The organism is Geodermatophilus siccatus, from assembly GCF_900103785.1.
Taxonomy (GTDB): domain Bacteria; phylum Actinomycetota; class Actinomycetes; order Mycobacteriales; family Geodermatophilaceae; genus Geodermatophilus; species Geodermatophilus siccatus.
Window position 1 is genome coordinate 191,653 of sequence record NZ_FNHE01000004.1, and the last position, 26,490, is coordinate 218,142.

Consider the following 26,490-nt stretch of genomic DNA (forward strand, 5'->3'; position numbering starts at 1 on the left):
CAGTGGTTCTGCACCCGATGCACACGTGAGGTGTCGGTGCCGGCCGCCTGGCCCTCGACACCGGCGGTGGCGCCTGCTCGGTGCTGCGCTCCGGTGGCCCACGGCACGAGCCGTCCTACCTGTTGTCCTCGCGTGCCGGTGCGGGCACGGACGTCCGAGCCCGTCCAGATGTGGCTCGATCGGCGCCGTGCCCGTCAGGCCCGGGCTCACCGCGCGGAGGATCGGACGACGTCCCACCGCTGACCTGCACGGCTCGGCCGAGGTCGTCGTGGATGCGCCGCAGGACGTGCTCGAAGTACGTCTTGTAGCCGACGCAGTAGTAGTCCTTCTCCTCGAGGACCTTGGAGTCCTTCAGGGAGTGGAACATGCAGCCGCCGTAGCAGAGGTCGAAGAACGCGCATCTCGAGCAGGTCTGGAGCACCTTCTGCTCACGGGAGTCGATCCTCCCGAACAGGACGGTCCCCGCGACGTCCTGCGGCTCCATCTCGTGGATGTTGCCGTACCGGAACGACGGCTCGCCCTGGAACATGCCGCACGGGAACAGATCGCCGTCCGGGGAGATGCCGAGGAAGAACCTGTGGCAGCTCAGCGTGTAAAAGCAGCTGTGCGTCGCCTCGTCGCCGAGCATCCGGGCGATGTGCTGGCCGAAGGGCTCGATCGAGATCGGCGCGTCGCGATCGTCGAACCAGGCGTCGAACATGCGCACCAGGAAGTCGCCGTACTCGTCGGCGGTGATGCCCAGGTCCTCGCCCAGCGGGGTGTCGGCCAGTCCCGAGCGCGTGAGCGGGTTGATCTTCATGTGCAGGCGCCGGGATCTGAACTCCTGATAGACGGCTTCGGGATGGCCGACGTTGTTGCGGTTCACCGTGACGATCGCGCCCGCTGCGCGCCCGCGCTGCTGCAGCCGCCGCGCAGCGTCGACGGTCGTCTCGTGTGCCCCCCGATGGGCGGGGCCGGTGCCGCGGTCGCCGGTCAGCAGGGGCAGGTTGCGGCGTCCTCGCCGTGACGCGTCGGTCAACTCCGCCGGCCCGTCCAGGCTCAGGCCGATGCTGACGTCGTTGGCCAGCAGGAACTCCAGCATGTCGTCGTCGAGATGCGTGGCGTTGGTCTGGGTCGCGTTGGTGTAGGTCACCCGGGTCTCGCAGGTCCGTTGCTGCTCGAAGACGCGCTCGAAGAAGCCTCGTCCGCGCAACAGTGGTTCACCGCCGTGCCACACGAACTGGACCGACCGGAAGAAGTCCGACTGCAGGAACGCGTGGACCACCCGGTGTGCGGTCTCGTCGGTCATCTTCTTGTGGAACACGGACGGCTCGATGAAGCAGTAGCGGCACTGCAGGTCGCACGCGTTCGTGACCTTGATGATGAGGGTGATGTCCGGGCTGAGCATCATGGCTGGACGAGCCTCTCCACCCGCTGTTCCAGCTCCTGCAGGCGTCTGTCGAGGACCCCCAGCACCTCGCCGCGGTCGGAGACAGCCGTCGACCGGCTCGTCTCGATCGTGATGAGCCCGTAGGGGTTCCCCCAGAAGTCGTACTCGCGGATGGTGCACGGCCATCCGGTGAAGTCGGCGGGATACCACTGCGAGCGGTGGTGGTCCGGCTCCTCCCGGCCCTCCCGGCGCCATCCGTCGCCGAGGGGGATGCGCACGACCACGAGCTGTCGGGCCAGACCGGCCGCGACGTGCAGCAGGGCGCGGCCGTCGTCCTTGGGCAGGTGCTCGATGACGTCGCCGAAGAGGATGACGTCGTAGGCCTGGTCGGCGGCTCGGCGAGGCACCAGCTCGCGGATGTCGCCGATGAGGACGTCGGTGTACAGATGACGCGCGTGCGGTTGCACCCGCTTCTCGTCGATCTCGATGCCATCGATGCGGGTGGCCCATTGGTCAGGCTGGATGCGGCCCGACCAGACATCCAGGTACTGGCGGAGGAGGGCCCCCCAGAGCCCGAAGCCGATCCCGGCGTCGAGGACCGCCGACGGGCGGCGTTCGACGATGGTCTGCACGCAGTCCTCCATGCCGGTCCAGATGCTCAGCGGCACGTGGTGACCTCCTGCCCGTCGTCGACCGGCGGTGGTACGCACAACGAGCGACGCACCTGCGACGTGAAGGCGTGGTCGTACCCGCCGAGGCGGTCGTGGTCGCAGTCGTTCCACATCCAGGCGAGGGCGGCCGGTGGCAAGCGGCGACCGGCCTCCTCGAGCGGCTCGCACCATGCGTCCGGCAGCCGGAGGCGAGCCGGGCGCACCGGCGTCCGTGGCGGTCGAGGCGCGCGACCGGCCAGGTAGCCGAGTTCCCTGAGCGTCGTGGACCGGCCGAAGCGCCGCCGGGCAGTGGCTGCCACCTCGTGCCGCGGCGGCTGACCCGGTGCGCTCAGCACGTCGAAGATGCCGCGGAGGAGTCGTTCCTCGTCTGCCCGTAGCTCTCCTGTGGCCGGGTCGATCTCGACGTCGACCAGCGTTCCCCCGGGTTGGGCCAGCACCTCGGCGAAGCCGTCGTACCGGGGCGCCACGGCGGCTGTGCCGCACGCCAGCGCCTCCGCGGGCGCACGTCCGAACGTCTCGAAGTGACTGGTGGAAGCGGTGACGAACGCGTCGGCGACGTTGTAGAGGTCGGCCAGCTGCTCGGGGGCAGGGTCGAGGACGAAGTGCACGCCGGCGCTGCTGCGCAGGAGTCCTCGGGCCGCGTCGAGGTATCCGCGGTCGACGACGTGGGTGGCGATCACGATCTGGAGGTCCGAGAACAGCACCTGCGCCTTCAGGCTCACCCGCAGCAGCCGGTAGAGGTCCTTGTCGGGCTGGGCGCGCCCGGCGAACAGGAGCACTCGCCCCGCCGGGATCCTCAGCTGGTCACGAATCCGCGCCGCGCCCGGCCGGATGGTGAACAGCCCGTCGTCGATGCCGTAGGGCTCCCCGACCGACGTCTCGACGCCGAGGGCCTGGTACACGGCCGCCGCCGGCGTCGAGCCCAGGAAGACCCGATCCCGCCGATCTGCGAACCGCCGGTACGAGGCGAGGGCGGCCACGTCGCACCAGCCTCGTGGGTTGACGTAGGGCAGCACGGTCAGCGTGCCGGAGAATCCGTGGGCCCGGAGCAGGGCTCCCCACAGGAAGCCACCGGGCCCTTCGGCCACCACCGCGGGCAACGGGAGGAACTCTCGGATGGTCCCGTGCAGGAACTCCACGTCGGGCAGCTGACGGAGCGGCCCCTCGTTGAGGGACGGCACGTCACGAGCGACCTGAACGGGTACCGACAAGTGGTCCTGCAACCACTCCGCTTCCGCGCTGTGCCCCGTGCCGGTGTACGGGATGTAACCCACCGTCGGGGTCATGGGCGGCCCGGCGGCTCGTCGAGGACGGGTCCTTGCCCGGTTTCGGAGTCCGCCCGGCGCACGAGGACGTCATAGGTCGGGGGCCGGAAGGGCAGGGAGCCTCGTACCAGAACTGCGTAGTCGGGCGGGAGTGCCGGTTGGGTGCGGACAGCGACTTCATAGGTGGGGGGGAGTGTCGGCTGTGATCTGACCAGGACCGCGTAATCAGCCGGGAGTCTCGAGCCCACATCCGTGCTGTGCCTCAGGTCGTCGATCGCCTGGCGTAGGGCGCGTACCTCTTGGAGGATCTCCCTCAGTTCCTGCTCGCGTGCCTCGTCAGGACCGGTCATGGGGGCCTCCGCACTGCAGTACCCGTACGTCTTGCGGTCGTCGGTCCGGATGCTGCAGTTCTCGGCGCAGCTGTCAGGCGGGCACGACCGAGGCCACGCTCGGGTCGGCCGGCTCCGCTCTGCCACGACCTGCAGCACCTGCACGCTAGAGGCGCCACGTCACCAGTCCGTCACCGATGCATCACGAGCCCGCGGTGGGGGCGGGGCCGTCACCATCGCAGCCGCGGCTCCGGAGGCCGGCGACACGAGCGCGCCGCCGGGCATCGCCGGCTCCGGCGAGTCAGGCAGCACCGCCCCACCGCATCGACCGGGCTGACTCCGTCTGCTGAACACCTCCCTCCCCGGCAGGGTGACATCCCGGTGACGGCCGGGTGACGGCCAGGTGGTTGCGTCCGGATCCGTGACAGCGAGGGGACGCGAGGCCACCCCGTTGTCCAGGAGGACCCCTGGGGGCACGACGACCCTGTAGCCCGACCGGCTTGGTCCACCACCTCGAGCGGAACCGAGGCGAGGCCGCAGCTCATGCCTGGACGATCCCGGAGACGAGCGCGAGCTCTGGCCGCTCACGCGACGGGAGCCTCCGCCAGACGGTGCATGGCATCGGTAGGGCCGCGCATGCGGGCGTCGGCGTGCCGCACGGGTGTCGCCACGGGAGCGCACGACGCCGGTGCACGAGAGTGCCCCCGACCCAGGAGGAGGCAACCATGAGTCTGACCTGGCCGGCCGCAGTAGCGCCCAGTGCCGATCGGATCTATCTGTTCTGCGTCGGCGACGACGGGCAGATGTACTACAAGTGGAAGATCGACGGTCAGGATTGGCTGCCCGGACATGAGGACTGGCAGCCGCTCGGCGGACGGTTCAGCGGTTCTCCTGCAGCAGTGGCTCGAGGGTCGCGGAGGATGGACCTCTTCGCCCTGGGCAGGGACACCGGAGTGTATTACAAGTGGTGGGACGGGTTCGAGTGGCAACCTGGGCCTCTCGACTGGGTCTTGCTGGGTCTGGACTTCCAATTCGGCCCGACCGCAGTCGCCAGCGGGCCGGATCGTCTCGACGTCTTCTGCACCGGCCCCGGCCCTGAGGCTGATCCCTCCCTGAGCATGCATCGCCGCACACTTCGAGCAGGCACGTGGGAGCCGCGCTGGAGGCAACTCGGCGGCCAGTTCGTGGGCGTTCCGGCGGCGACTTCATGGGGCGGGACCCGGATCGACGTATTCGGACAGGGAGTCGACGGCGTGGTGCACCACAAATGGTGGAACGGTGACGAGGAAGGGCCTAGCAGATTCGCCTGGGAACCCCTGGGCAAGCAGGAGTTCGCAAATCCTGCTGCTGTCTCCTGGGCTCCTGGACGTCTTGACCTGTTGTCGGTCCAACGTGGCGCAGGGGGAACGGGGACCTTGACGCACAAGTGGTGGCAGCCCGACGAGTGGAGGCCTGAGCAGGATTGGGAGCCGCTGGGCGGAGATGTGAGCTCCCAGGCCGAGGTCGGCGGTGGCCGGTACTACTCGCTGACTGCGGTGTCGTGGGCTGCGGATCGCCTGGACGTCTTCGCACTGGACCGGGTCAGCGGCTCGGTTCACCACCTCGCATGGAACGGTGCTGCCTGGGACCCTCCGATCGGCACCGGGTTCGAGAACCTCGGTGGTTCGTACCCGTACCGGACAGCCGTCGTGTCCCGAGGGCCCAACCGCGTCGACATCTTCGGCGGCAGCCCGGATCACGTCTGGCACAAGTGGTGCGACGGCGACGTCAAGAAGTGGCTGCCAGGTCAGCTGGACTGGGACCGGCTGGGGAGGCCGTAGGCAGTCGGAGGAGCGGCCGTCGGCGACACACCCACGTCGCGGCGCGGGACGACGACCCGTCCCCTGCGGAGCGCCAGGAGACTGAGGCAGAGGTCCCGTCTCTCCGTCGCCCTGGTGTGGCATCCGGCCGGTGCGGCACGAGCGTGGAGGACGTCGCGGGCGCCGTCGGGGGTCATCGGGTCGGGCTGGTGGAGCAGCAGCCGGAGGGAGTCCTTGCTGGACGATGCGGGCGAGCCGGCCGCGGTCGGCCACGCGGCGGCGATCGCCAGCCCGGTGGGGGCTGGTCGGCATCCGGCCGGCGCGTCACCCCAGCGACATCCCGCTGACGACCTGACTGGAGGACCGATGACCGACTACACCGCGACCGCCATCTGCGAGGGCGACCACTGGGTGATCGACGTCGCGGGGGTCGGTACCACCGAGGCCGACAGCGTCGACGACCTCGAGGAGATGGCTCTGGACCTGGTCGTCGCGATGACCCACACCGCCCGTGAGGAGGTGCACGTCCGGATGCGCATCGTCTGACCCGGCCGCCATGGGGAGATCGCCGGGGCGCCGCGCACGACGGGCGAGTCCCGACGCGCACCGCGACCCGCGTTGCCACCGACGTGCGTCTACGGCGTCCGCGACCGGGGCGGCCGCGGGGATGGGGGCCGACAGCGCTGGCCCGGGCCGGGGAGTCCTGGTGGGACTGCGGCGTCGATGAGGGCACCGTGCCGGCGCCGGGCCAGGCGACGCCCGAGCCGCACTGGCAGGGCTGGGCTCGTCGACACGCCCGCGGTCAGGTCGAGTGGCGCCAGCTGCGGCCGTCGCGGGTGATGAGCGCGGTCGCCTCGGGCGGACCCCAGGTGGCCGCCTGGTACAGCGGGATGGGACGGGGGTCGGCAGCCCAGTACCGCAGCACCGGGTCGACGATGTGCCAGGACCGGCCCACCTCGTCGGCCCGGATGAACAGGGTGGGGTCGCCGACGAGCGCATCGAGGATGACCCGCTCGTAGGCATCCGGGGACTGCTCCTCGAAGCTCTGGTAGGAGAAGTCCATCGACGCCTTCTGCACCCGGAAGGCGTGCCCGGGGACCTTCGCGCCGAAGCGGAGGCTGAGCCCCTCGTCCGGTTGGACCCGGACGACGAGCGTGTCCGGTTCCAGGTCGGCCGCGGTGCCGGGGAACAGCGGCAGGTGCGGGGGCCGGTGGAACTGCATGGCGACCTCGGTGACCCGGGCGGGCAGCCGCTTGCCCGTGCGCACGTAGACCGGCACGCCGGTCCACCGCCAGTTGTCGATGTCCAGGCGCATCGCGACGAAGGTCTCGGTCGAGCTGAGCGGGTCGACGCCGGGTTCCTCCCGGTAGCCGGGCATCAGGTCCGCGCGGGTGCCACCGCGGGTGTACTGGCCGCGCACGGCGTTGGTGGCGATGTCGCGCTCGCCGTCGACGGGGCGGATGGCGCGCAGCAGCTTCACCTTCTCGTCCCGGATCGCCTCGGGGTGGAAGGAGGTCGGTGGCTCCATGAGGAAGAGGGAGAGCACCTGCAGGACGTGGTTCTGGACGATGTCGCGCATCGCGCCGGTCGTCTCGTAGAACCCGCCGCGTTCGCCGACGCCCAGGGTCTCGGCGACGGTGATCTGTACGTTGTCGACCCAGGTCCGGTTCCAGATCGGCTCGAAGATGGAGTTGGCGAACCGCAGGGCCAGCAGGTTCTGCACGGTCTCCTTGGCCAGGTAGTGGTCGATGCGGAAGATCTGCTCCTCGGTGAAGGCCGAGGTGAGGTCCGCGTACAGCTCCCGGGCGCTGTCCTCGTCCCACCCGAACGGCTTCTCGATGACCGCGCGGACGAACGCGTCCCCGGCCGGCGTGCCCAGCCCGGCCTTGCCGAGGCTCAGCGCGATCGGCCCGAACAGCCGGGGCGGGGTGGCGAGGTAGTAGACGCGGTTGGCGGCCGTCCCGTGCGTGCGGTCGCACTCACCCAGCACCTCGGCCAAGCGGGTGTAGGTGGCCGGGTCGTCGTAGCCACCGTGCACGTACCGGGCGCGGGAGACCAGGTCCGCCCACCGCGGGTTGTCGGTCCCGGGGACCTTCTCGCGGCAGTAGGCGCCGAACTCCTCGTCGGTCATCACGGTGCGTGCCACCCCGACCAGGGCGACCTCCGGTGGCAGTGCCCCGTAGGCCGCCAGCCGTTCGAGGGCGGGGAGGAGCTTGCGCGCCGTCAGGTCACCTGATGCGCCGAAGATGACGAGGACACACGCCGGTGCCCGTCGTTCCTCCGAGGTCGTCATGCGCCGCCCACCTCCGCGCCGACTCGCCGATGCCGCTCGGAGCGAGCCGATCGGCCCGTGTCCGTCCGTCCCGGCGGCCGAGGAGGCCGGACGGGACGCCTGAGCCCGAGGATGGCAGGAACAGCGCGGCCCTGGCTGCAGAACGGACGGCCGTCCTCGTCCCGATGCCGAGGCGTGCGGGCCCCTCGCGGTGACGATCCCCGAGAGCAGCGACCTGGCCTCGCCGTCGTCACCGGCCAGCTGCCCGCCGAGGGCGCCGGACCCCGGGCTCGCGGCGAACGTGGTGTCGACCGCCTTCAGCACCCGGGACCGGGGGAGCCGAGCGGCGATCCCGGCGGCCGCGGAGCCGTCCGCCCGTGGAGCGGCCCTGGTGGGGAGCACGGACCTCGGCGAGGACCGGGGAGGCGCGAAGCGCCGCCGCGAAGGACGAGCCGACATGGTCCGGGTCGTGCGTGGCGGGGTCCTCGTCCTCGTCCTCGTCCAGAGGAGTCCACCACGGTCTCCTGCGGACGGGGATCGGTCCCCACCGGTCCCGCCGCATCGCGGACCGCGGCGGGAGTCGCCACGACCTCGACCTGCCCGCATCCGCCACACGACCCGACGCGGAGCTGGCCGGGTCGACGGGCGAGCGGCGTCCTCGTGGCAGTGGCTGAGGTCGCGTGGCCCGGGCCGCCCGCAACGCCCGGCGGAGCAGCAGCGGTCATTCAGGTGGTGACTGCCCGGCCGGTGTGGGCCAGCCAGGTGACCAGCGACCGGTGCAGGTCCTGGGCCTCGGCTCGGGACAGCCGCAGGCCGAGCGACTCGCCGTTGTCGTCGACCAGCACGCCGATGCTGGTCGGGGAGCATGCGAGCAGGCCGAGGGTGATCCGCCCCTCGGCGTCCTCGCTGGTCTTGAACCACAGCAGGTCGTCGTGGGCGAGCACGACCCGAGCGGCCGGGTCGGGCGTGGACTGCGGCGGCCGGGTCTCGTCGGCAGCCGGGTCGTCCTCGCCGGGATCGACCGCGATCCTGGCGGCACGCAGGGTGCGGCGGAACCGGGAGACCCACAGGCTGAGCAGGCGCATCGGCGTACTCCTCCGGATGTCGGCCAGCCCGTCCGCTGCCTCGGAGGCGACCTCCGGGGGCTGCGTCCAGGCCGGCTGGATCGACGGGGCAGGACGGTCCACCCGAGCCCGAGCCGGTCACAGCCCGCCCCGGCCGTCCGACCTCCTGCGTCTGGAGGGAAGAGTCCCGGGCTGAGGCGACAGATACCTCGGCGCGTCGCGGACGTCCGGCTTACTGTCCGACAGGCCCCTGGACAGCGCCTACCGGGACACCGGCCGCGACGGCGACGTGTCGGCGGATCGGGACGCGGCGCGCGAGGCGCTGGGCCGCTCGCGCGCCGCGTCCCGATCCGCTGGGGTCCACCTGCTGGCTGACGCCGGCCTCCGCCCCGCTGCGGCCCGGTCTCCACCCCCGCAGGCCTCGCGGCTGCTGACAGGATCCGCGGCCCGCGCTGTCCGTACTCCTGCCCTGCGCGGGCAACAGCAGCGACGACGGCCCCACTGCCTCGGGACCGCACCGGGGACGGTGCCGGTGCCGGAGGCATCGACGACGCGGCCCGACCAGCCGATCGGACCTCCCTCCGGGTGACACGGCGAGGTGTGCCAGAACGGGTCACTCGGGCGGGCCCGGATGGTGGTCTCCTCCACAGGTCGTCGGACGACGCCTTCTGGGGAGGAGTGACATGGGTCGGATGGAGGGCAAGGTCGTGCTCGTCACCGGGGCTGCCCGGGGACAGGGGCGGGCGCACGCACAGCGGCTGGCCGCCGAGGGCGCCGACATCATCGCCGTGGACCTGGCCGGGCCCGTCGAGACGGTGACCTATCCGCCCGCCAGCGCCGATGACCTCGCCGAGACGGTGAAGGCGGTGGAGGGGCTCGATCGGCGGATCCTGGCTCGGCAGGCCGACGTCCGTGACACCGACGCCCTCGCCGCCGCGGTGCGGGACGGCATCGGGGAGCTCGGCCGGCTGGACGGCGTCGTGGCGAACGCCGGGATCCTCAACGCGGTCAAGCCGTCCTGGGAGCTGGCCGAGGAGGAGTGGCAGACGATGCTCGACATCAACCTCTCCGGTGTCTGGCACACCACCAAGGTGGCGATCCCGCACCTGATCGAGCAGGGGCAGGGCGGTTCCGTCGTCCTGATCAGCTCGACCGCCGGGCTGCGGGGCATCCCTAACATCGCGCACTACAACGCCGCCAAGCACGGTGTGCTGGGGCGCAGCGCACGCTGGCCAACGAGCTCGCCGAGCACCGCATCCGGGTCAACTCGGTCCACCCGACCAACGTGCGCACGACGATGATCGAGAACGAGTCCAGCGCGCGGATCTACCGGCCCGACCTGGACGACCCGACGTTCGACGACGCGATCCCGGCCCTGGCGAAGATCAACATGTGGCCTGTGCCGTGGGTCGAGGTGGAGGACGTCGCCAACGCCGTCCTGTTCCTCCTCTCCGACGAGTCCCGCTACGTCACGGGCGTGGCTCTCCCCGTCGACCTGGGGATGAGCCAGAAGTACTCCGGGGCCTGACCGACCCGCGAGTGCTGTTCCCCGCCGGACGCCCGTGCCAAGGTGAGCGCCACGCGCTCGACGACGAGGGCAGAGGTGCTGTGACCGGGTTCGACGCCCTGACCGCGGAGGGGCTCTACCGGCTGCGGCGCGCACGTGACGAGTTCCTGGCCGGCGGCCTGCACGGGCGCACGCCGCCGGGCCTGCCGGCCGAGCTCGTCACGGCCTGGCGGCGTGCGCTCTTCTACGGGGTGACGCCGGACCTCCCCGCGGTGCCGCGCGTCCCGGGGCCGCGGCACCCCTCGCTGTTCGCCGCAGCCTCCCCGGTGCTGGAGCGGCTGGTCGACAGCCTGTCGGCGGCCGACCTGGCGGTGGTGCTGTCCGACGCCCGCGGCCGGGTGGAAGCCGTCCAGGCGCAGAGCGACGACGTGCGCCGGCACCTCGAGCGCATCGACACCGGCCCCGGAGCCGACCTCTCCGAGACGACGACCGGCCTCAACGGCATCTCCGCCGTCGTCGAGACCGGTCGGCCGGCTCTCGTCCGCGGCCCCCAGCACGTCCTGGGGCTCTACCAGGAGACGGCCTGCGCCGGGGCCCCGATCCGGGACCCCCTCGACCACCGCCTGCGCGGGGTGCTCTCCCTGGTGAGCGGCCTCGAGGTCCCGCCGGTACTGCTCTCCACCCTGGCCGACACCGCGGCCGCCGCGATCGAGCGAGAGCTGCTGCACCACACCGAGCCGCGGGAACGCGTGCTGCTCGACGCCTTCCTCCCGGAACGGGCCCGCACACCTGCCGTGCTCGCCCTGGACGGGCGGACCCGGCTCGTCAGCGACCCGGCGGGATCGCTGCTCGTCGACCCCGATCTCGATGTCCTGGAGGACGTCGCCGCGACCGCGGTACGGGCCGATCGGCTCGGCTCCGAGGTCGTCCTGCTGCCCGGGAGCGGCGCGGTCGCGCACCTGCGCGAGGTCCTGCACGGCGGGGTCGTCGCCGGTGTCCTCGTGACCCTGGACCCGCCGGAGGCACCCCGCCCGCGCACCGCCGCTGTGACGTCGCCGCCGGTCCTGACCGACCCGACCCCGCTCCCCGGCCTGGCCGGTCGGTCCCCGGCGTGGCAGGCCGTCCTCCGACGGGTCGAACGGGTCGGCGATGCCCGGATCCTCGTCGTCACCGGCGAGTGGGGCACGGGTCGCGGCGCGCTCGCGCGCGCCATCGGCCACCGGCAGGGACGACGGGTGATCGAGTTCGACGCCGCCGACGTCGTCGCGGACCCCCGCCGCCCCTGGCTCGCCGAACTCGCTGCGGCGTTGCAGGAGGACGCGCTGGTCGTCATCCGCGGCGCCGATGCCCTCCCGGCCCGGACGGCGGTCGCCGTCCGCGCCCTCCTCCACCGTCTCCTGCACGGCCGGGTGGCGCTGACGGGTACGACGGATGACGGCCGGCCCTGGCACCTGGACCTGGTCCCGGCCGGCGGGGTCGAGGTCGTCGAGGTGCCGCCCCTCCGCGACCGTCCTGGGGACGTCGCGGAGCTGGTCGCCGTGCTGTCCGCACCGCTGTCGGCCGACGGCGGGACGCTCCGGCTGGCCCTCGATGCAGAAGAGGCGATGCGCCGGTGGTCGTGGCCGGGCAACGTCGCGGAACTGCGGGCACTGGTGTCCCGCCTGTGCGCGGAGGTGGGGAGCCGGCGACCGGTCACACCGGACGACCTGCCGGAGGAGGTGCGCCGCGTCACCCGCACGTTCACGGGGCTGGAGCAGACGGAGCGGACGGCCATCCGCGCGGCGCTGCGGGCTCACGGGGGCAACCGGTCACGGGCCGCGGAGGCACTGGGCATCGGCCGCTCGACCCTCTACCGCAAGCTCCGCTACTACGGACTGGAGAGCTCCTGATCCGCCCCGGAGGGCCCCGTGCAGTCGCGGACCCCGGTGTGCCAAAGCGGGACAACCGCCGCGTGGTGACCGGCGTCACGCTCGGCGTGTCGGACCACACCCGAGACTGCGAGGTGCTCATGTCCATCCCCCAGCAGGCGCAGCGACCTGCGTCCGGGACCGCCGGGCCGAGCCCGGCCCGGCAGTCCGCCTCTCCCGTCCCCGACGACCGTGCACCGGACGCGGTCGCCGACGTGGTCGTCGTCGGCGGTGGCGGCGGAGGACTGCCCACAGCCCTGTTCAGCCGCTGGCTCGGCAACGAGGTCGTGCTCCTCGAGAAGGCCGACGAGCTCGGTGGCACGGCCCGGAAGGCCGCCTTCTGGTACTGGGTGCCGAACAACGAGCCGATGCGGGCCGCCGGCATCGTCGACGACGAGGCCGACTTCCTGCGCTACGTGGCCAGGCTGGCTCGCCCCACTGCGTACGACCCGGACTCGCCGACTCTCGGGCTGACCCGGTGGGAGTACGACATGTGCCGGGCCATCTACGAGAGCGCCTCCCCGGCGGCCGAGCTGCTCGCCGAGAAGGGGGCGCTGGAGTACCGGCACTGTCCCGACGTCCCCGACTACTGGTCGGAGATCCCCGAGGACAAGACGCCCACCGGGCGGGTCCTGGTCCCTGCCGGCGCCAGGGAGTCGATGTCGGACGGCGGGCTCGTGGGCGTCGCGTCGATGGGCGCCGCCGCTCGGCGTGACGGGGTCGACATCCGCACCGGCCACCGGGCGCAGCGCCTCGTCGTCCGCGACGGCGCGGTCGTCGGCGTGGAGGCGACCACCGCGGACGGGCGCACGCACCGGATCGCCGCCCGCAAGGCCGTGGTCTTCGCCACCGGCGGGTTCACCCACGACGTCGACCTGCGGCGGAACTTCCTGCACGCCCCGGTGTACGGCGGGTGCGCCGCGACCACCAACGAGGGGGACTTCCTCGCGATCGCCGGCCCGGTCGGCGCCCAGCTGAGGAACATGAACTACGCCTGGATGTGCCCCATCCCGCTGGAGCGGGCGGTCGCCCGCGACCCGGGCCTGATCGGCATGTTCTCCGTCGCGGGTGACTCGATGGTCTTCGTGGACAAGACCGGTCACCGGGTGGTGAACGAGAAGCTGCAGTACAACGAGCTGGCGCAGAGGTTCTTCACCTACGACGGCGAGAAGGGGGAGTACCCCCATCTCGTCCTGATCCAGATCTGGGACCAGCGCAGCCAGGACCACTCGGCCAGCGACGAGTACGGCCGGCTCATCGTCCCGCCCGGCACCGACGACTCGCACGTCATCCGCGGCGAGACCCTCGACGAGCTCGCCGAGGCGATCGCCGCGCGCCTGGACCGGTACAAGGGGGTGACGGGTGGGCTCACCCTCGCCCCGGACTTCGCCGACAACCTGCGGCGGACCATCGACCGCTTCAACGCCTTCGCCGAGCGCGGTGTCGACGAGGACTTCCACCGCGGGGAGAAGCCGATCCAGTTCGTGTTCAACGGTCCCGTGAGAGAGGAGCCGGACCGGGCCAACCCGACGATGTGGCCGATCAGCGGCCAGGGTCCCTACTACGCCGCCCTGGTCACCGGGGGGACGCTCGACACGAAGGGCGGACCGCGGACCAATCCCGACGGGCAGGTCCTCGACGACACAGGGGCCCCCGTTCCCGGTCTCTACGGGGTCGGCAACTGCGTCGCCTCGGCGTCCGGGCAGGCCTACTGGGCCGGGGGCGCGACCCTGGGCCCGATCATCGCCTTCGCCCACCGCGCCGCCCAGGCCGCTGACCGGGAACCCGTCCGCGAGCCGTCCACCCAGCTGACCACGGCCTGACGCCGTCTCGCGAGAGGAGCCCCGACATGGCGATCACGGTGCAGACGATGACCGACGAGCAGCGGAAGTCGGTCGCACTCGAGTACCTCAAGGCGTTCGACAACGCCGGGACGACGTCGACCGGCGGCAGCATCCTGGACCTGTTCGCCGACGACGCCCAGGTCATGTTCCCCAAGTGGGGGCTGGCCACGGGCAAGGAGCAGATCGGCCGGTTGTTCACCGACGTCGGCAGCACGCTGGTCTCGATCCAGCACCACTACTCGGAGTTCACCTGGGTCTTCTCCGGCTCCGACCTCGTGGTCGTGGAGGGCACCAGCCACGGCGAGCACAAGGACGGGCCGTGGCGGGCCGGCGTGCCGGACTGGGGCGCGGGGCGCTGGTGCGACGTCTTCGAGATCCGCGACTTCCTGATCCAGCGCTGCTTCATCTACCTGGACCCGGACTACGCAGGCCAGGACACCGAGCGCTACCCGTGGCTGACGCGGACCTGAGCTCGCCGGGAGGGCGACCCGCCCGGTGGGGCTGACCGTTCCCCGACCGTAGCGACCTGACCGACACGAGAGAGGACTTCCCATGGCAGACGTCGACACCGACGTCCTGGTGGTCGGGACCGGCCCGGCCGGCGCGTCCGCCGCACTCGCGCTCGCCACCTACGGCGTCCGCACGACGGTCATCAACAAGTACGGACGGCTCGCCGACACCCCCCGTGCCCACATCACCAACCAGCGCACGATGGAGGCCCTGCGCGACCTCGGCGTCGAGGAGGAGGTGATGGCCGAGGCCGTGCCGCAGGAGCTGATGGGCAACCTCGTCTACTGCACCTCGATCGCCGGCGAGGAGCTGGGCCGGCTGCACGCCTGGGGCACCCGGCCGGACCGGCTGGCCGACTACACCGCGGCCAGCCCGTCGCGGATCTGCGACATGCCGCAGGACCTGATGGAACCGGTCCTGCTGCACAACGCGCAGAACCGCGGGGCGAAGGTCCGCTTCGACACCGAGTACCTCTCCCTGCAGCAGGACGACGACGGCGTCACCGTGCACGTCCGCGACCGGCTGCGCGGCGACGAGTACGACATCCGGGCCCGGTACGTCATCGGCGCCGACGGCGGCCGCAGCCAGGTCGCCGACGACATCGGCCTGCCCTTGCGCGGCCAGATGGGCGTCGGCGGCAGCATCAACATCGTCTTCGAGGCCGACCTGTCCCACCTGGTCGCCGACCGCCCGTCGGTCCTGTACTGGGTGCTGCAGCCGGGCGCCGACGTCGGCGGGATCGGCGCCGGCCTGGTGCGCATGGTCCGGCCCTGGCACAAGTGGCTGATCGTCTGGGGCTACGACATCAACGGCCCGGCCCCGGACCTGACCGAGGAGTACGCGCTGTCGATCGTGCGCAAGCTCGTGGGTGACGACTCGGTCAAGGTCACGATCACGTCCAGCTCGGCGTGGACGGTCAACCACATGTCCGCCGAGAGGTACTCGGCCGGCCGGGTGTTCTGCGCCGGTGACGCCGTCCACCGGCACCCGCCGTCGAACGGCCTGGGTTCCAACACCTCCATCCAGGACTCGTACAACCTGGCGTGGAAGCTGGCGATGGTGGTCCGGGGCGTGGCCGGGCCGGGGCTGCTGCAGACCTACTCGGCCGAGCGCGCGCCGGTGGGCCGGCAGATCGTCGACCGGGCCAACCAGAGCATCGCCGACACCGCCCGGCTCTACGACGCCCTCGGCCTGCTCGACACCACCGACCCCGAGCGGATGGTCGAGCACATGGCCGCACGCAAGCAGGCCACGCCGGAGGCGGAGAAGCAGCGGGCGGCGCTGCGCGAGGCGATCGCGTTCAAGGACTACGAGTTCAACTGCCACGGGGTCGAGATGGACCAGCGCTACGAGTCCTCCGCGGTGGTGCCCGACGGCACCGCGCCGGAGCAGCCGGTCCGGGACCCGGAGCTGTACTCCCACACCTCGTCGCGACCCGGTGCGAAGCTGCCGCACGCCTGGCTGACCACCGACCACCGCCGGCAGGTCTCCACCCTCGACCTCGGTGGGCGCGGCCGGTTCACGGTGTTCACCGGCATCGGCGGGGACAGCTGGGTGCGCGCCGCGACCGTCGTGGGGGAGCGGCTGGGCATCGACGTCGCCGCCGTCGTCATCGGCCCCGGTCAGGAGTACGACGACCTGTACGGAGACTGGGCGCGCGTGCGCGGCATCGACGACGGCGGGGCGCTGCTGACCCGGCCGGACAACTACGTCGCCTTCCGTTCCTCCGGCGCGGCGTCCGACGCCGAGGCCGAGGCGGCGCTGGAGAACGCCCTGCGCACCGTGCTGGACCGTGCCGGGGAGGTCCAGGCATGAGCGACCGGCAGCTGTTCACCGAGGAGGGCTCGGCCGAGGTCGTGGCCGCCAGCTTCGACGACACCCCTGATCCGCGACTCAAGCAGGTCATGACCTCGCTGGTGCGGCACCTGCACGCGTTCGTCAAGGACGTCGAGCTGACCGAGGAGGAGTGGGGGTCCGCGATCGACTTCCTGACCCGCACCGGGCACATGAGCAACGAGGTGCGGCAGGAGTTCATCCTGCTCTCCGACGTCCTGGGCGTCTCGATGCTGGTGGAGACGATCAACCACCGCACCGGGGGCACCTCGACCGAGTCGACGGTGCTGGGGCCGTTCCACATGGTGGAGTCCCCGCGCCGGGAGCTGGGCGACGACATCAACCTCGACCGCAAGGGCACCCCGTGCCTGGTGTCGGGTCGGGTGACCGGTCCGGACGGCGAACCGCTGGCCGGGGCGTCGGTGGACGTGTGGCAGACCAACGAGGACGGCTTCTACGACGTGCAGCAGCCCGGCATCCAGCCGGCGGGCAACCTGCGCGGGCTGTTCACCGCCGACGCCGACGGCCGGTTCTGGTTCCGGTCGGTGGTGCCGCGGTACTACCCGATCCCCGACGACGGGCCGGTCGGTCAGCTGCTGGCCGCGACCGGCCGGCACCCCAACCGGCCGGCGCACCTGCACTTCATCGTCGCCGCACCGGGCTACCGGCCGGTGACCACGCACGTGTTCGTCGCTGACTCCCCTTATCTGGACTCCGACGCGGTGTTCGGGGTTAAGGAGAGCCTGATCCGTGAGGTGCCCGAGGTCGACGACCCGGCGCGAGCTGCGGAGGTCGGGCTGGCCAACCCGTTCCGGACGCTGACGTTCGACCTGACGCTGCTGCGCGCCGACCAGGCGCCGGCGGCGGCCCAGCCGGCGCAGGCGCAGCCGACCGTGGTGCGGGGAGCGCCGTCGTGATCCGGCCGTTCACCTACCAGGCGCTGCCCATGCGCGTGGTCTTCGGCCCCGGCTCGCTGGCCTCGCTGCCCGACGAGGTGGCCGCTCTCGGGCTGACCCGGGTGCTGGTCCTGTGCTCCCCGGAGCAGGAGGTCACCGGCAAGCAGGTGGCCGATGCCCTCGGCGACCGCGCCGCCGGCGTGCTGCCCGAGGCGCGGATGCACGTGCCCGTCGAGGTCGCCCGGCGCGCTCGGGACATGGCCCGCGGGCTGGGTGCGGACGGCTGCGTGGCCGTGGGCGGCGGGTCGGCGGTCGGGCTCGGCAAGGCGATCGCGCTGGAGCACGGCCTGCCCGTGATCGCGGTGCCGACGACCTACGCCGGGTCGGAGATGACCCCGGTGTGGGGGTTGACCGAGGGCGGGGCCAAGCGCACCGGTCGCGACATCCGGGTGCTGCCCAAGAGCGTGCTCTACGACCCCGCGCTGACCCTCACGCTGCCCGCCGGGTTGTCGGCCACGAGCGGGATGAACGCGATCGCGCACGCCGTCGAGGGGCTCTACGCCCCCGACGCGACGCCGATCGTGTCGCTGATGGCCGAGGAGGGCACCCGGGCCCTGGCCGCCGCCCTGCCCCGGGTGGTCGCCGACGGCTCCGACCTCGAGGCCCGCGGCGAGGCGCAGTACGGGGCCTGGTTGTGCGGCGCGGTGCTGGCAGCGACGACGATGTCGCTGCACCACAAGCTCTGCCACACCTTGGGCGGCACCCTCGACCTGCCGCACGCGCAGACGCACACCGTCGTCCTGCCGCACGCGCTGGCCTACAACCAGCCGGCCGCCCCGGAAGCGGTCACCGCGCTGTCCCGGGCGCTCGGCGGGGCCGACGACCCGGCCCGGGCGCTGTGGGAGCTCGCCGGCCGGCTCGGCGCCCCGCGGTCGCTGGCCGAGCTCGGCATGCAGGAGGACGACATCCCGCGGATCGCCGAGCTCGCCGTCGCCAACCCCTACGCCAACCCCCGCCCGGTCACGCGCGGGGGCGTCGAGGTCCTGCTGCGCACCGCCTGGGCAGGGGACGCGCCGGCAGCCCTGCGGGGGTAGGGAGGGAGGACGATCCGCACGTGCCTCGCTGAGGCGCGGAGTGGTGACCTGACGGCCCGGCGGAGAACGGTCACTCACTGGGAGAGGTGCTCGCGCAGGGCCGCGTTCACCACGTCCGGGTCCGTGGCGTTGGGCAGGTGGGCCGCGTCGGGGACCACGAGGAACTCCGCGCCGGGGATGCCGTCGGCGATGAGCCGCACCATGTCGACCGGCGTGGCAGGGTCCTCGGCGCCGGCGATGGCGAGCGATGGCGTACTGATCCCGCCGAGACGGTTCCGGACGTCGAACGAGCCGATCGCTTCGCAGCAGGCGGCGTAGCCCTCGGCCGGGGTGGTCCGCAGCATGGTCAGCAGTCGTTCGGCCTCGCCCGGATGCCGTTCCCCCCAGGGGGCGGTGAACCAGGTGCCCGTGCGTGAGGGCACGAGGAAGTCGGTCCCCTGTTCCCGCACCTGCTGGGCCCGCACGGCCCAGGAGGGCGGGTCGGCGAACCGAGCGGCCGACGCGATGATCGCCAGCCTCGCCAGCCTGTCCGGGACGGTCAGCGCCAGCTGCAGGCCGATCGCCCCGCCGATGGAGACACCGGCATAGGAGAAGCGGTCGATCCCCAGCCGGTCGAGCAGGGCCAGCACGTCCCCGGCCAGGTCGGCCACCGTGCAGGCGCCCGGTACGACCTCCGAGCCACCATGCCCGCGGAGGTCGTAGCGCACCACCCGGTAGGAGCGGGCGAACTCCACCGCCTGTGCGTCGAACAGGCCGGTGTCGGTGCCCAGCGACGGTCCGAGCACGAGGGCCGGCGCGTCGCCCGGGCCGTCCTGGACGTGGTGGAGGCGCGCTGTCGAGGTCACCCGGCTCTCCCGGGCGTGGCCGCGCCGGCTGCGGGGGCGAAGCCGAAGCGGTGGCGGTCCCAACCGTCGCGCAGCGGCCCCCAGTAGTCGAAGCGCACTCGCTTGACCGCGTACCGCCAACCCTCGGCGGTACGGACGACCGAGTCGGAGTAGCGCCCGGCGGCGACGTGCGGGACGTCGTCGACGACGCACGGTTGCCACAGCATGGAGCGCACCGTCGCCGTGTCGCCGTCCACCGCGATCTCGTGGTTGGAGACGTGGTGCCAGAACCTCATCCCGCTGTCGGCGAGGCCGCTGAAGAAGGCCAGCAGATCGGCCGAACCGGTGACGACGGCCAGCCCGTCGAAGGTCCCGTCCGCCGTGAACAGCGCCACGAGCCCCGGCCAGTCACCGGTGTCGACGAGCCGGCAGTAGGCGGCATCGAGGTTCCGGATCGCCTCGATGTCCTCGAGCCGGCGCAGCCGCGCCTCGAGATGGTTCACGGGTTCGCCGACAGGGCTGAGGGGTGCTCGGTGAGTGGGGTGACGGAGATGGTCATGAAGGGGAACAGCGGCAGGTTCCACAGGATGTCGTGCAGTTCGTCGGTGCCGGAGACGTCGAAGACGCTGATGTTGCTGTACTGGCCGACCACCCGCCACAGGTGCACCCACACGCCCGTGCGCTGCAGTTCCAGCGCGCGGGCCTTCTCCGTGGCCAGCAGCGTGGCGCGCTCATCGGGGTCGAGGTCGCGGGGGACGGCGACGTCCATGCGGACGTGGAACAGCATGGTCAGCTCCTCGCTGGTCAGGTGCGGGTGATCCGGGCGACGGGGTGCGGTCGAGTTCCACCCCGTCCTCGACCCGTCGGCAGGTGCAGCCCTCCGGGGAGGGGCGGCACCCGGACACCGGGACTGCGAGTCCACGCGTCGTGCGGGGCACCTCGACGGCGGCCTCCGCGCAGGGGCGGCGCTGACGGCGTCGTCCATCGCCGTTGGGCCCCGGCGATGTCGTCGACCCGGCGGCCGAGCAGGAGCGGGGTCGGGTACCGGTCGACGACCAGCGGCATCGTCTCGACGCGCTCGACAGCCAGTCCGCTCATCGTGGTCCCGCCCCCCGCTCGCCCGGTGGGGTCAGCGTCGGTTGGCGAAGATCGAGACGTCGTCGTTCCCGATGAGGTCGGGAGCGGTCCAGCCGTCGAGGTCGTACTCGGCCAGGCACGCCTCGGCCAGGCCCTTCATCTGCGCGGTCGTGCCCATGGCCTCGGCGGTGAAGAGCAGTTCAGCGCGCACGCCCTCGTGGTTGCCGGAGTAGTTGCGCTCGTAGAGCTCGTGCCGGCCACCGAACTCGGTGCCGACCGAGTCCCACAGCGCCTTCATCAGCTTGACGCGGTCCACCGCGTCGATCCCGTTCGAGCCCCGGACGTACCTGTCCAGGTAGGGCCGGACCTCCGGGGTCTTGAAGTCGATCGCGTGGGAGTTGAGGTAGATCAGCCCGCTCGACACGTCCTGCTGGATGATCTCCTTGACCCGCGGATAGCCCTGCATCATGAACATCCGGTAGGTGAACGCGTACTCGAGCTTGGGCAGCAGTGCGCCGTCCTTCCACTCGTCCGGCGTCCGGGCCAGCGCGTCGGACAACGCCCAGAAGACGTTCCGCCAGCCGATGACCTCACCGGCGCGGGTCTGCACGCCGCGGAAGTCCTTGGTGCCGGTTGCCTCGAGCGCCTTGAGCAGCAGCCCGGCGATGAAGTCGAGCTTGACGGCCAGCCGGGTGCAACCGTGGAGGGCGAAGCGCGGCAGGAAGCCCGACTGCGGGAAGAAGTCGTTGATCTTCTCGATGTCGCCGTAGACGAAGACGTTCTCCCACGGCACGAGCACCTTGTCGAAGATGAAGATGGTGTCGTTCTCGTCCAGCCGGCTCGACAGCGGGTAGTCGAACGGGCTGCCCATGACCGCGGCCTGCTGGCTGTAGGAAGCTCGGCAGATCAGCTTCACGCCGGGTGCGCTCATCGGCACCGTGCAGATGAGCGCGAACTCCTTCTTCCTGATCGGCAGCCCGTAGTGCGCGATGAAGTTGTAGTTGGTGATCGCTGAGCCGGTGGCCACGACCTTGGCGCCGGACACGATCAGCCCGGCGTCGGTCTCCTTCTCCACCTTCATGAAGACGTCGCCGACCTCGTCGGGCGGCAGGTTGCGGTCGACCGGCGGGTTGATGATCGCGTGGTTCCAGTAGAGGACCTTCTCCTGCGACTCCCGGTACCAGCGCTTCGCATTCTCCTGGTACGGGTCGTAGAAGTCACTGTTCGCGCCGAGGGTGCCGAGGAAGCTGGCCTTGTAGTCAGGGGAGCGCCCCATCCAGCCGTAGGTCAGCCGGGCCCAGGCCGCGATGGCGTCGCGGTCGGCGACCATGTCCTCGACCGAGTGCGGTGCCCGGAAGAAGGGGTGGGTGACTCCGCCGTTGCCGGTGTCGGTCGGCGCCGTCACCACGTCCCGTCGGGCGGGGTCGTGCAGGGCGTCGTACAACCGGGCGGTCATGCGCACGGAGTTGCGGAAGGCCGGGTGGGTCGTCACGTCGGCGACCCGCTCCCCGTAGATCCACACCTCGCGGTCATCGCGCAGGCTCTCGACGTACTCGTCGCCGGTCATCGGTCGACCGGCCGTGGGCGTGTCCGGGGCAGCGGGAACGGTGGCCGGGCGTTCTTGTTCGAGTGTCACGGAGGGCCCCTTCTGCGTCGGTGGAGTCGGGTGGGCGGTGTGCGCGCCGTGGTGCAGCAGCGTGTCCGGTCAGGGCGCGGCCCGGGAGCGGTGCGGGCGCAGCGGAGTGAAGCTCGCGCGGGCGCCGAACCAGCCGAACTCGGGGCTGTCCAGCGACGCGGCCCAGTGGACGCCGGTGGCCGGAGGGGCCAGTTCGCGAAAGCGCCCGCCGAAGAACAGGAGGGGATCGGCGTCGGTCACGGCCAGGTCGGCGACCTCCCCGATGACGATCAGGTGGTCCCCGCCGTCATAGGTGCGCCAGGGCAGGCAGGAGATGGTGGCGGCGTTGCCGACGAGGACCGGGGCCGTCGGTCCGTCGGCCCACGCCGGCTCGGGTTGCTGGGGGCGGCCGGCGAAGTGCCAAGCGGTGTCGAGCTGTTCCGTGGACAGGACGTTGACCGCGAAAGGTGCGCTCTCCAGGTACCGGCGGGCCCTCGACTCGCGGGTGACCGTCACCTGGCACAGCGGCGGGTCGAGCGAGACGGCGGTGAACGCGTTGACGGTGGCGCCGTGCGGGACGCCGTCATCCCTCGCGCAGGTGACCACGGTGACCCCGGTGGCGAACCGGCCGAAGGCGTTGCGGAGGGTGCGGGGGTCGAGCGGCATCGACGCCTCGCTTCCTCGTGCACGTCCGTCCACGGTGCCCGCTCAGCGCGGGAGAGTGTGCGCTGAATCACATCGCGCGTCAACCTGGGCCGGGGACGCGGCGCCGAGCGGCTGGGGGGCGTCTGCTGTCCGTCATCGGCGTCGTCCTCTCCCGGCGCCGTCGACGGGTCGGCATGCGTCCCGCGCAGCCGGGTGGCGACGGTGGGGGGCTCGGCGGTCTCGGCGATCGCGTGCTGGGTCGGCTCGTCGAGCACCGGCTCCCGGCCGCGGTCGGTCAGCCAGCTGGCTCCGGGAGGACGTCGGGAGGTCCTCGGCAGGTCACGGATGAGCTGGGCGGGTGGGTCATCGGGTGGGTTCCCGGGCCTGGGATCCGCGCAGGCACCCACGGCACTGCTGACGGGATCCGTGCTCGCTCCGGCACGACGCTCGACCGGCGCGACCACCCGCACCCGCTGGGAGGCCGGGGACGAGCGCCCCAGCGGACCGCCCCGGGTCGGTGGGCGCACCGACCCGGGGCGGTCCAGGTGCCGTGACGCCCGTCTGCTCACCCGCCCGGAGACGGGTGCGACGCCGGGGCGGGCGCTCGCGTCCGGAACCGGGAGGCCGCCGGGGCAACGCTGGCCGGGCTGGACACCTGGGTGCTCGGCCCGCACGAGGGACGGGGACCGGGACGGGCTCTCCACGGGGCGCTGGAACTCGCCGGGACGGTCCTCACCCAGACCCGGAGTGCTCGCCCACGGGGTCAGCCGGTGCGGCGCGCGCGGGCCAGAGCCAGCCCCCCGAGGACGACGGCGATCAGCCCCACCACCAGGGCCATGAACCCCCCGACGATCCCGTAGCCGGTGCCGGGACCGCCGTCGGCGGCGGCCACGACGAGCCCGCCGATGACCGCGCCGATCAGCCCCACCACCAGAGCCGCGATGGCCCCGGTTCTCCCGTTGCCGTCGCCGATACGACCGGCGGAACGCAGAGCCGCCCCTCCGATGACCACGCCGGCCAGGCCCAACAGCGCGGCCACCAGGGACCAGAGACGCCCGGGGGTCAAGGCGTGAGCAGCGGCGGCGGCCGGCTGGGCGACGACGTGCGCGGCTGCCGGGGTGGCGAGCCCGAGCACGCCGAGCGGGGCGACCGCGCCGGCTGCGAGCAGGTGACGGACGGACATGGGGTGCTCCTCCTCCCACGACTGGACGCCGCTGATCGTGTCCGCCGGTCCCGCCGCCGGTCGTCGTGCGGACGCAGGCACTCTGCGCTGCCGCCGATGCCGTATCCGGCTACCGCGGGGGTGCTGCAGGAGGCGGGGCTGCTGCGTGGGCGGTAGGCGATCGATCGTCCGTGCGCGGGAGTCGGCTGCGTGGACATCGGGCTAGCGTGCCCGCATGGGCGGGGCGCGGATCAGCGTCGGGGACTGGGTGATCGCCGTCGGCGTGGGGGCGACCCTGCTGGTCGCCGGGCTGTCCGGGCAGCACCCCTCGACGGATCTGGCCCCGTTGGGCTACCTGCTGCTGACAGCCGGTGGGCTGTCGCTGGCCGCGCGCCGCTGGGCTCCGGTCACCGTGCTGATCGTGACCGCGTCGTGCGCGCTGGGGTACCAGTCCGTCGGTTTCGACGTGCCGGTCGTCGCGTTCCTGTTCGCGGTGTACGCCGCGGTGCGGGCGGGACACCGCATCGTCACGGTGGCGGGCTCGGTGGTCATGCTGACTGCTCTCCCGCTGGCGATCCTGGTCTCCCCCCACGACTGGCCCGTGGGCGAGGCGTTCACGCAGTCCCGGGACGTCCTCGAACTGGCCTGGCTGATCGCCGCCGGTGCAGCGGGTGAAGCGCTGCGGCAGGCCGAGCGCCGGGCAGATGAGGCCGAGCGCACCCGCGAGGAGACCGCGCGGCGTCGCGCCAGCGAGGAGCGGCTGCACATCGCGCGGGAGTTGCACGACTCGCTCACCCACCAGATCTCCGTCATCAAGGTGCAGGCCGAAGTCGCCGTCCACCTGGCCCGCAAGCGCGGTGAACAGGTGCCGGAGGCCCTGCTGGCGATCCGGGAGGCCGGTCGGGAGGCGGCCGGAGAACTGCGAGCGACTCTGGAGGCGCTGCGTGACGACGGCAAGAGCCCGCCCAAGGGGCTCGATCACGTCCCGGAGCTGCTGGAAGGGGCTCGGATGGCCGGCCTGGACGCGGAGCTGACGATCGAGGGACGCCGCGGCGTCGTGCCGCCCGCGGTGGACCGGACTGCTTACCGGATCGTCCAGGAGTCGCTGACCAACGTCGCCCGTCACGCCGCCGCCGCCACGGCGTCGGTCCGGATCGACTACCGGCCCGACGCCCTGCTCATCCGGGTGGATGACGACGGCAGGGCCACGCCGGCCACCGCTCCGCTGCCCGGCGTCGGGCTGCTGGGGATGCGCGAACGGGTCACCGCTCTCGGAGGTCACCTGCGGGCGGCACCGCGCAGCGAGGGCGGCTTCACCGTCCAGGCCGAACTCCCCCTGGACCACACGTCGTGATCCGTGTCCTGCTGGTCGACGACCAGCCGCTCATCCGCAGCGGATTCCGAGCGCTCCTGGACACCGAGGACGACATCGAGGTGGTGGCCGAGGCCGGCGACGGCAGCGAGGGCCTGGCGCGGGCCAGGGAGCACCTGCCCGACGTCGCGCTCATCGACATCCAGATGCCGGTCATGGACGGTATCGAGGCGACCCGGCGCATCGCCGCGGACCCGGCCCTGGCGTCGGTGCACGTCGTCATCCTGACCAACTACGGCGTGGACGAGTACGTCTTCGACGCACTTCGTGCCGGCGCGGCCGGCTTCCTCGTCAAGGACATCCAGCCGGAGGACTTCCTGCACGCCGTGCGCGTCGCCGCGCGGGGCGACGCCCTGCTCGCCCCGTCGATCACCCGCAAGCTGATCGACCGGTACGTCAGCCAGCCGCTCGCGACCGGCATCGACGCGGGGCTGGGAGAACTGACCAACCGCGAACGCGAGGCCGTCGCCCTGGTCGCGCAGGGCCTGTCCAACGACCAGGTCGCCGAGCGCATGGTGATCAGCCCGCTCACCGCGAAGACCCACGTCAACCGGGCCATGGTGAAGCTCCACGCCCGCGACCGCGCCCAGCTCGTCGTCCTCGCCTACGAATCCGGCCTGGTGGCCCCGCGCGACTCCTGAGATCCGCGGTCCGGGTGACACCTGCCCGCCCCCGGACAGACGGCTCGAGGCATCAGCGTGCTGGCGCTGTCCCGTCGCCGATGGCCGTAGCCCAGCAGGGTTGCCGTACGTCGAGGAGCGACCCCGGTCCCCGTCGTCAGGCGGCAGACCCGCGCACCGGCCGCACCTAGCGTCGCTGAGCGAGGCCGACCCGCGAGGGGGTCGAGCCGACCGGCGAGGGGACGGACCGAGATGTCGCGCAGGAGACTCACCACGGTGGCGCTCGTCGCCGTCGTGTGGGCCGCGATGCTGTCCTTCGGCGGTGTCGCCGCGGAGACCGTGATGCTCTATCCGAACGTCTTCGGGGACCCACCGGCGTCGCTGGACCGGGCCCGGGAGTTCCTCGTCGCCGGAGGTCCCAGCGACTACTTCCCGCCCCTGGGGGCCGCAGTGGTGGTCAGCGGCCTGGCTGCGACCGTGTTGACGTGGCGGGATCCGCGGCTGCGGTGGTGGATCGTCGGCGCGGCCGCGGTCTTCATCGCCTGCGACTTCGTGTTCTCGGTGCTGTTCTTCTGGCCGCGCAACGAGATCATGTTCATCGACCCGGTCGGCACCCACACGCCGGAGTACCTGCGTCAGGTCGCCGGCGAGTTCGTCGCCGGCCACTGGGTGCGCCTGGCCGGCGGCGCGGTAACCGCCGCCCTGACCTTCACCGCGCTGCTGCGGTGGGTCCGCGCCACCGCCACCGCCTCCGTCCCGGCCCCGGCCGAGCCGGTCGGGGCCGGCCGGTGACCGCTGTCGTGACCGTGCTGCTC

General features: G+C 72.1%; 22 protein-coding genes and 1 pseudogene. 12 read left to right on the plus strand and 11 right to left on the minus strand.

Features of this window, described 5'->3' with window-relative positions; all coding sequences use genetic code 11:
• Positions 1 to 115: 115 nt before the first annotated feature.
• Genes BLS21_RS09535 through BLS21_RS09545 form a run of 3 tightly spaced genes read right to left on the minus strand, consistent with a single transcriptional unit; the run spans position 116 to position 3,221 of the window.
• Positions 116 to 1,390 (minus strand): radical SAM/SPASM domain-containing protein, encoded by a 1,275-nt coding sequence (locus BLS21_RS09535; protein ID WP_139177071.1) that lies wholly within the window; start codon positions 1,388 to 1,390, stop codon positions 116 to 118.
• Complete coding sequence (locus BLS21_RS24600) at positions 1,387 to 2,037, minus strand: class I SAM-dependent methyltransferase (protein ID WP_139177072.1); 651 nt, start codon at positions 2,035 to 2,037, stop codon at positions 1,387 to 1,389. The genes BLS21_RS09535 and BLS21_RS24600 overlap by 4 nt, the downstream gene beginning before the upstream one ends.
• Entirely contained in the window at positions 2,028 to 3,221 is a 1,194-nt protein-coding gene (locus tag BLS21_RS09545) for a glycosyltransferase family 4 protein (protein ID WP_139177073.1), read from the minus strand. The genes BLS21_RS24600 and BLS21_RS09545 overlap by 10 nt, the downstream gene beginning before the upstream one ends.
• 1,138 nt (positions 3,222 to 4,359) lie before the next feature.
• On the opposite strand from BLS21_RS09545, the gene BLS21_RS09555 reads away from it, so the two are divergent.
• Positions 4,360 to 5,454: a PLL family lectin gene (locus tag BLS21_RS09555; protein ID WP_091216983.1), complete on the plus strand. Its 1,095-nt coding sequence runs from the start codon at positions 4,360 to 4,362 to the stop codon at positions 5,452 to 5,454.
• Positions 5,455 to 5,799: 345 nt separating this feature from the next.
• On the plus strand, positions 5,800 to 5,979 hold the full coding sequence (locus tag BLS21_RS09560) for a hypothetical protein (RefSeq protein ID WP_091216985.1): 180 nt from the start codon (positions 5,800 to 5,802) through the stop codon (positions 5,977 to 5,979).
• Between the two features lie 256 nt (positions 5,980 to 6,235).
• Here BLS21_RS09560 and zwf read toward each other — a convergent pair whose 3' ends face one another.
• Both zwf and BLS21_RS09570 read right to left on the minus strand, forming a co-directional pair.
• Positions 6,236 to 7,726 (minus strand): glucose-6-phosphate dehydrogenase, encoded by a 1,491-nt coding sequence (gene zwf, locus BLS21_RS09565; protein ID WP_091216988.1) that lies wholly within the window; start codon positions 7,724 to 7,726, stop codon positions 6,236 to 6,238.
• Positions 7,727 to 8,430: 704 nt separating this feature from the next.
• Positions 8,431 to 8,790, minus strand: coding sequence for a hypothetical protein (locus BLS21_RS09570; RefSeq protein WP_091216991.1), 360 nt, complete (start codon positions 8,788 to 8,790; stop codon positions 8,431 to 8,433).
• Between the two features lie 671 nt (positions 8,791 to 9,461).
• Here BLS21_RS09570 and BLS21_RS09575 point away from each other — a divergent pair.
• The 7 genes and pseudogenes from BLS21_RS09575 (at position 9,462) to BLS21_RS09605 (ending at position 18,360) form a co-directional block, all read left to right on the plus strand.
• Positions 9,462 to 10,297, plus strand: a pseudogene (locus BLS21_RS09575) (mycofactocin-coupled SDR family oxidoreductase).
• 80 nt (positions 10,298 to 10,377) lie between these two features.
• Positions 10,378 to 12,165, plus strand: a complete 1,788-nt coding sequence (locus tag BLS21_RS09580) for a sigma-54-dependent Fis family transcriptional regulator (RefSeq protein WP_091216993.1) — start codon at positions 10,378 to 10,380, stop codon at positions 12,163 to 12,165.
• Between the two features lie 38 nt (positions 12,166 to 12,203).
• Entirely contained in the window at positions 12,204 to 14,006 is a 1,803-nt protein-coding gene (locus BLS21_RS09585; protein ID WP_217636068.1) for an FAD-dependent oxidoreductase, read from the plus strand.
• Between the two features lie 26 nt (positions 14,007 to 14,032).
• Positions 14,033 to 14,497, plus strand: coding sequence for a nuclear transport factor 2 family protein (locus tag BLS21_RS09590; protein ID WP_091216996.1), 465 nt, complete (start codon positions 14,033 to 14,035; stop codon positions 14,495 to 14,497).
• An 82-nt stretch (positions 14,498 to 14,579) separates the two neighbouring features.
• Positions 14,580 to 16,352, plus strand: a complete 1,773-nt coding sequence (locus BLS21_RS09595) for an FAD-dependent oxidoreductase (RefSeq protein WP_091216998.1) — start codon at positions 14,580 to 14,582, stop codon at positions 16,350 to 16,352.
• Positions 16,349 to 17,287 (plus strand): intradiol ring-cleavage dioxygenase, encoded by a 939-nt coding sequence (locus BLS21_RS09600; protein WP_091217001.1) that lies wholly within the window; start codon positions 16,349 to 16,351, stop codon positions 17,285 to 17,287. Before BLS21_RS09595 ends, BLS21_RS09600 begins: the two co-directional genes overlap by 4 nt.
• Positions 17,284 to 18,360: a maleylacetate reductase gene (locus BLS21_RS09605; RefSeq protein WP_091217003.1), complete on the plus strand. Its 1,077-nt coding sequence runs from the start codon at positions 17,284 to 17,286 to the stop codon at positions 18,358 to 18,360. The genes BLS21_RS09600 and BLS21_RS09605 overlap by 4 nt, the downstream gene beginning before the upstream one ends.
• Before the next feature lie 74 nt (positions 18,361 to 18,434).
• On the opposite strand, the gene pcaD is transcribed toward BLS21_RS09605, so the two are convergent.
• The 6 genes from pcaD to BLS21_RS09635 form a co-directional block, all read right to left on the minus strand.
• Positions 18,435 to 19,205: a 3-oxoadipate enol-lactonase gene (gene pcaD / locus BLS21_RS09610; protein ID WP_091217006.1), complete on the minus strand. Its 771-nt coding sequence runs from the start codon at positions 19,203 to 19,205 to the stop codon at positions 18,435 to 18,437.
• Positions 19,202 to 19,687, minus strand: coding sequence for a nuclear transport factor 2 family protein (locus tag BLS21_RS09615; protein ID WP_091217008.1), 486 nt, complete (start codon positions 19,685 to 19,687; stop codon positions 19,202 to 19,204). The genes pcaD and BLS21_RS09615 overlap by 4 nt, the downstream gene beginning before the upstream one ends.
• Complete coding sequence (catC, locus tag BLS21_RS09620) at positions 19,684 to 19,971, minus strand: muconolactone Delta-isomerase (RefSeq protein ID WP_091217011.1); 288 nt, start codon at positions 19,969 to 19,971, stop codon at positions 19,684 to 19,686. The genes BLS21_RS09615 and catC overlap by 4 nt, the downstream gene beginning before the upstream one ends.
• A 342-nt stretch (positions 19,972 to 20,313) precedes the next feature.
• Entirely contained in the window at positions 20,314 to 21,897 is a 1,584-nt protein-coding gene (locus tag BLS21_RS09625; RefSeq protein ID WP_217636070.1) for a 4-hydroxyphenylacetate 3-hydroxylase family protein, read from the minus strand.
• A gap of 69 nt (positions 21,898 to 21,966) precedes the next feature.
• Positions 21,967 to 22,542, minus strand: a complete 576-nt coding sequence (locus tag BLS21_RS09630; RefSeq protein ID WP_091217016.1) for a flavin reductase family protein — start codon at positions 22,540 to 22,542, stop codon at positions 21,967 to 21,969.
• A 742-nt stretch (positions 22,543 to 23,284) separates the two neighbouring features.
• Positions 23,285 to 23,704: a DUF6223 family protein gene (locus BLS21_RS09635; protein WP_091217018.1), complete on the minus strand. Its 420-nt coding sequence runs from the start codon at positions 23,702 to 23,704 to the stop codon at positions 23,285 to 23,287.
• A gap of 214 nt (positions 23,705 to 23,918) precedes the next feature.
• On the opposite strand from BLS21_RS09635, the gene BLS21_RS09640 reads away from it, so the two are divergent.
• From BLS21_RS09640 to BLS21_RS09650, 3 genes are all read left to right on the plus strand, one after another.
• Entirely contained in the window at positions 23,919 to 25,037 is a 1,119-nt protein-coding gene (locus BLS21_RS09640; RefSeq protein WP_091217020.1) for a sensor histidine kinase, read from the plus strand.
• Positions 25,034 to 25,696 carry a response regulator gene (locus tag BLS21_RS09645; RefSeq protein WP_091217023.1) on the plus strand — a complete coding sequence of 221 codons (663 nt, stop codon included), beginning with the start codon at positions 25,034 to 25,036 and terminating at the stop codon, positions 25,694 to 25,696. The genes BLS21_RS09640 and BLS21_RS09645 overlap by 4 nt, the downstream gene beginning before the upstream one ends.
• 231 nt (positions 25,697 to 25,927) lie before the next feature.
• The gene (locus tag BLS21_RS09650; protein ID WP_091217025.1) at positions 25,928 to 26,467 is read left to right on the plus strand and encodes an anthrone oxygenase family protein; all 540 of its coding nucleotides are present in this window, start codon (positions 25,928 to 25,930) and stop codon (positions 26,465 to 26,467) included.
• Positions 26,468 to 26,490 lie beyond the last annotated feature (23 nt).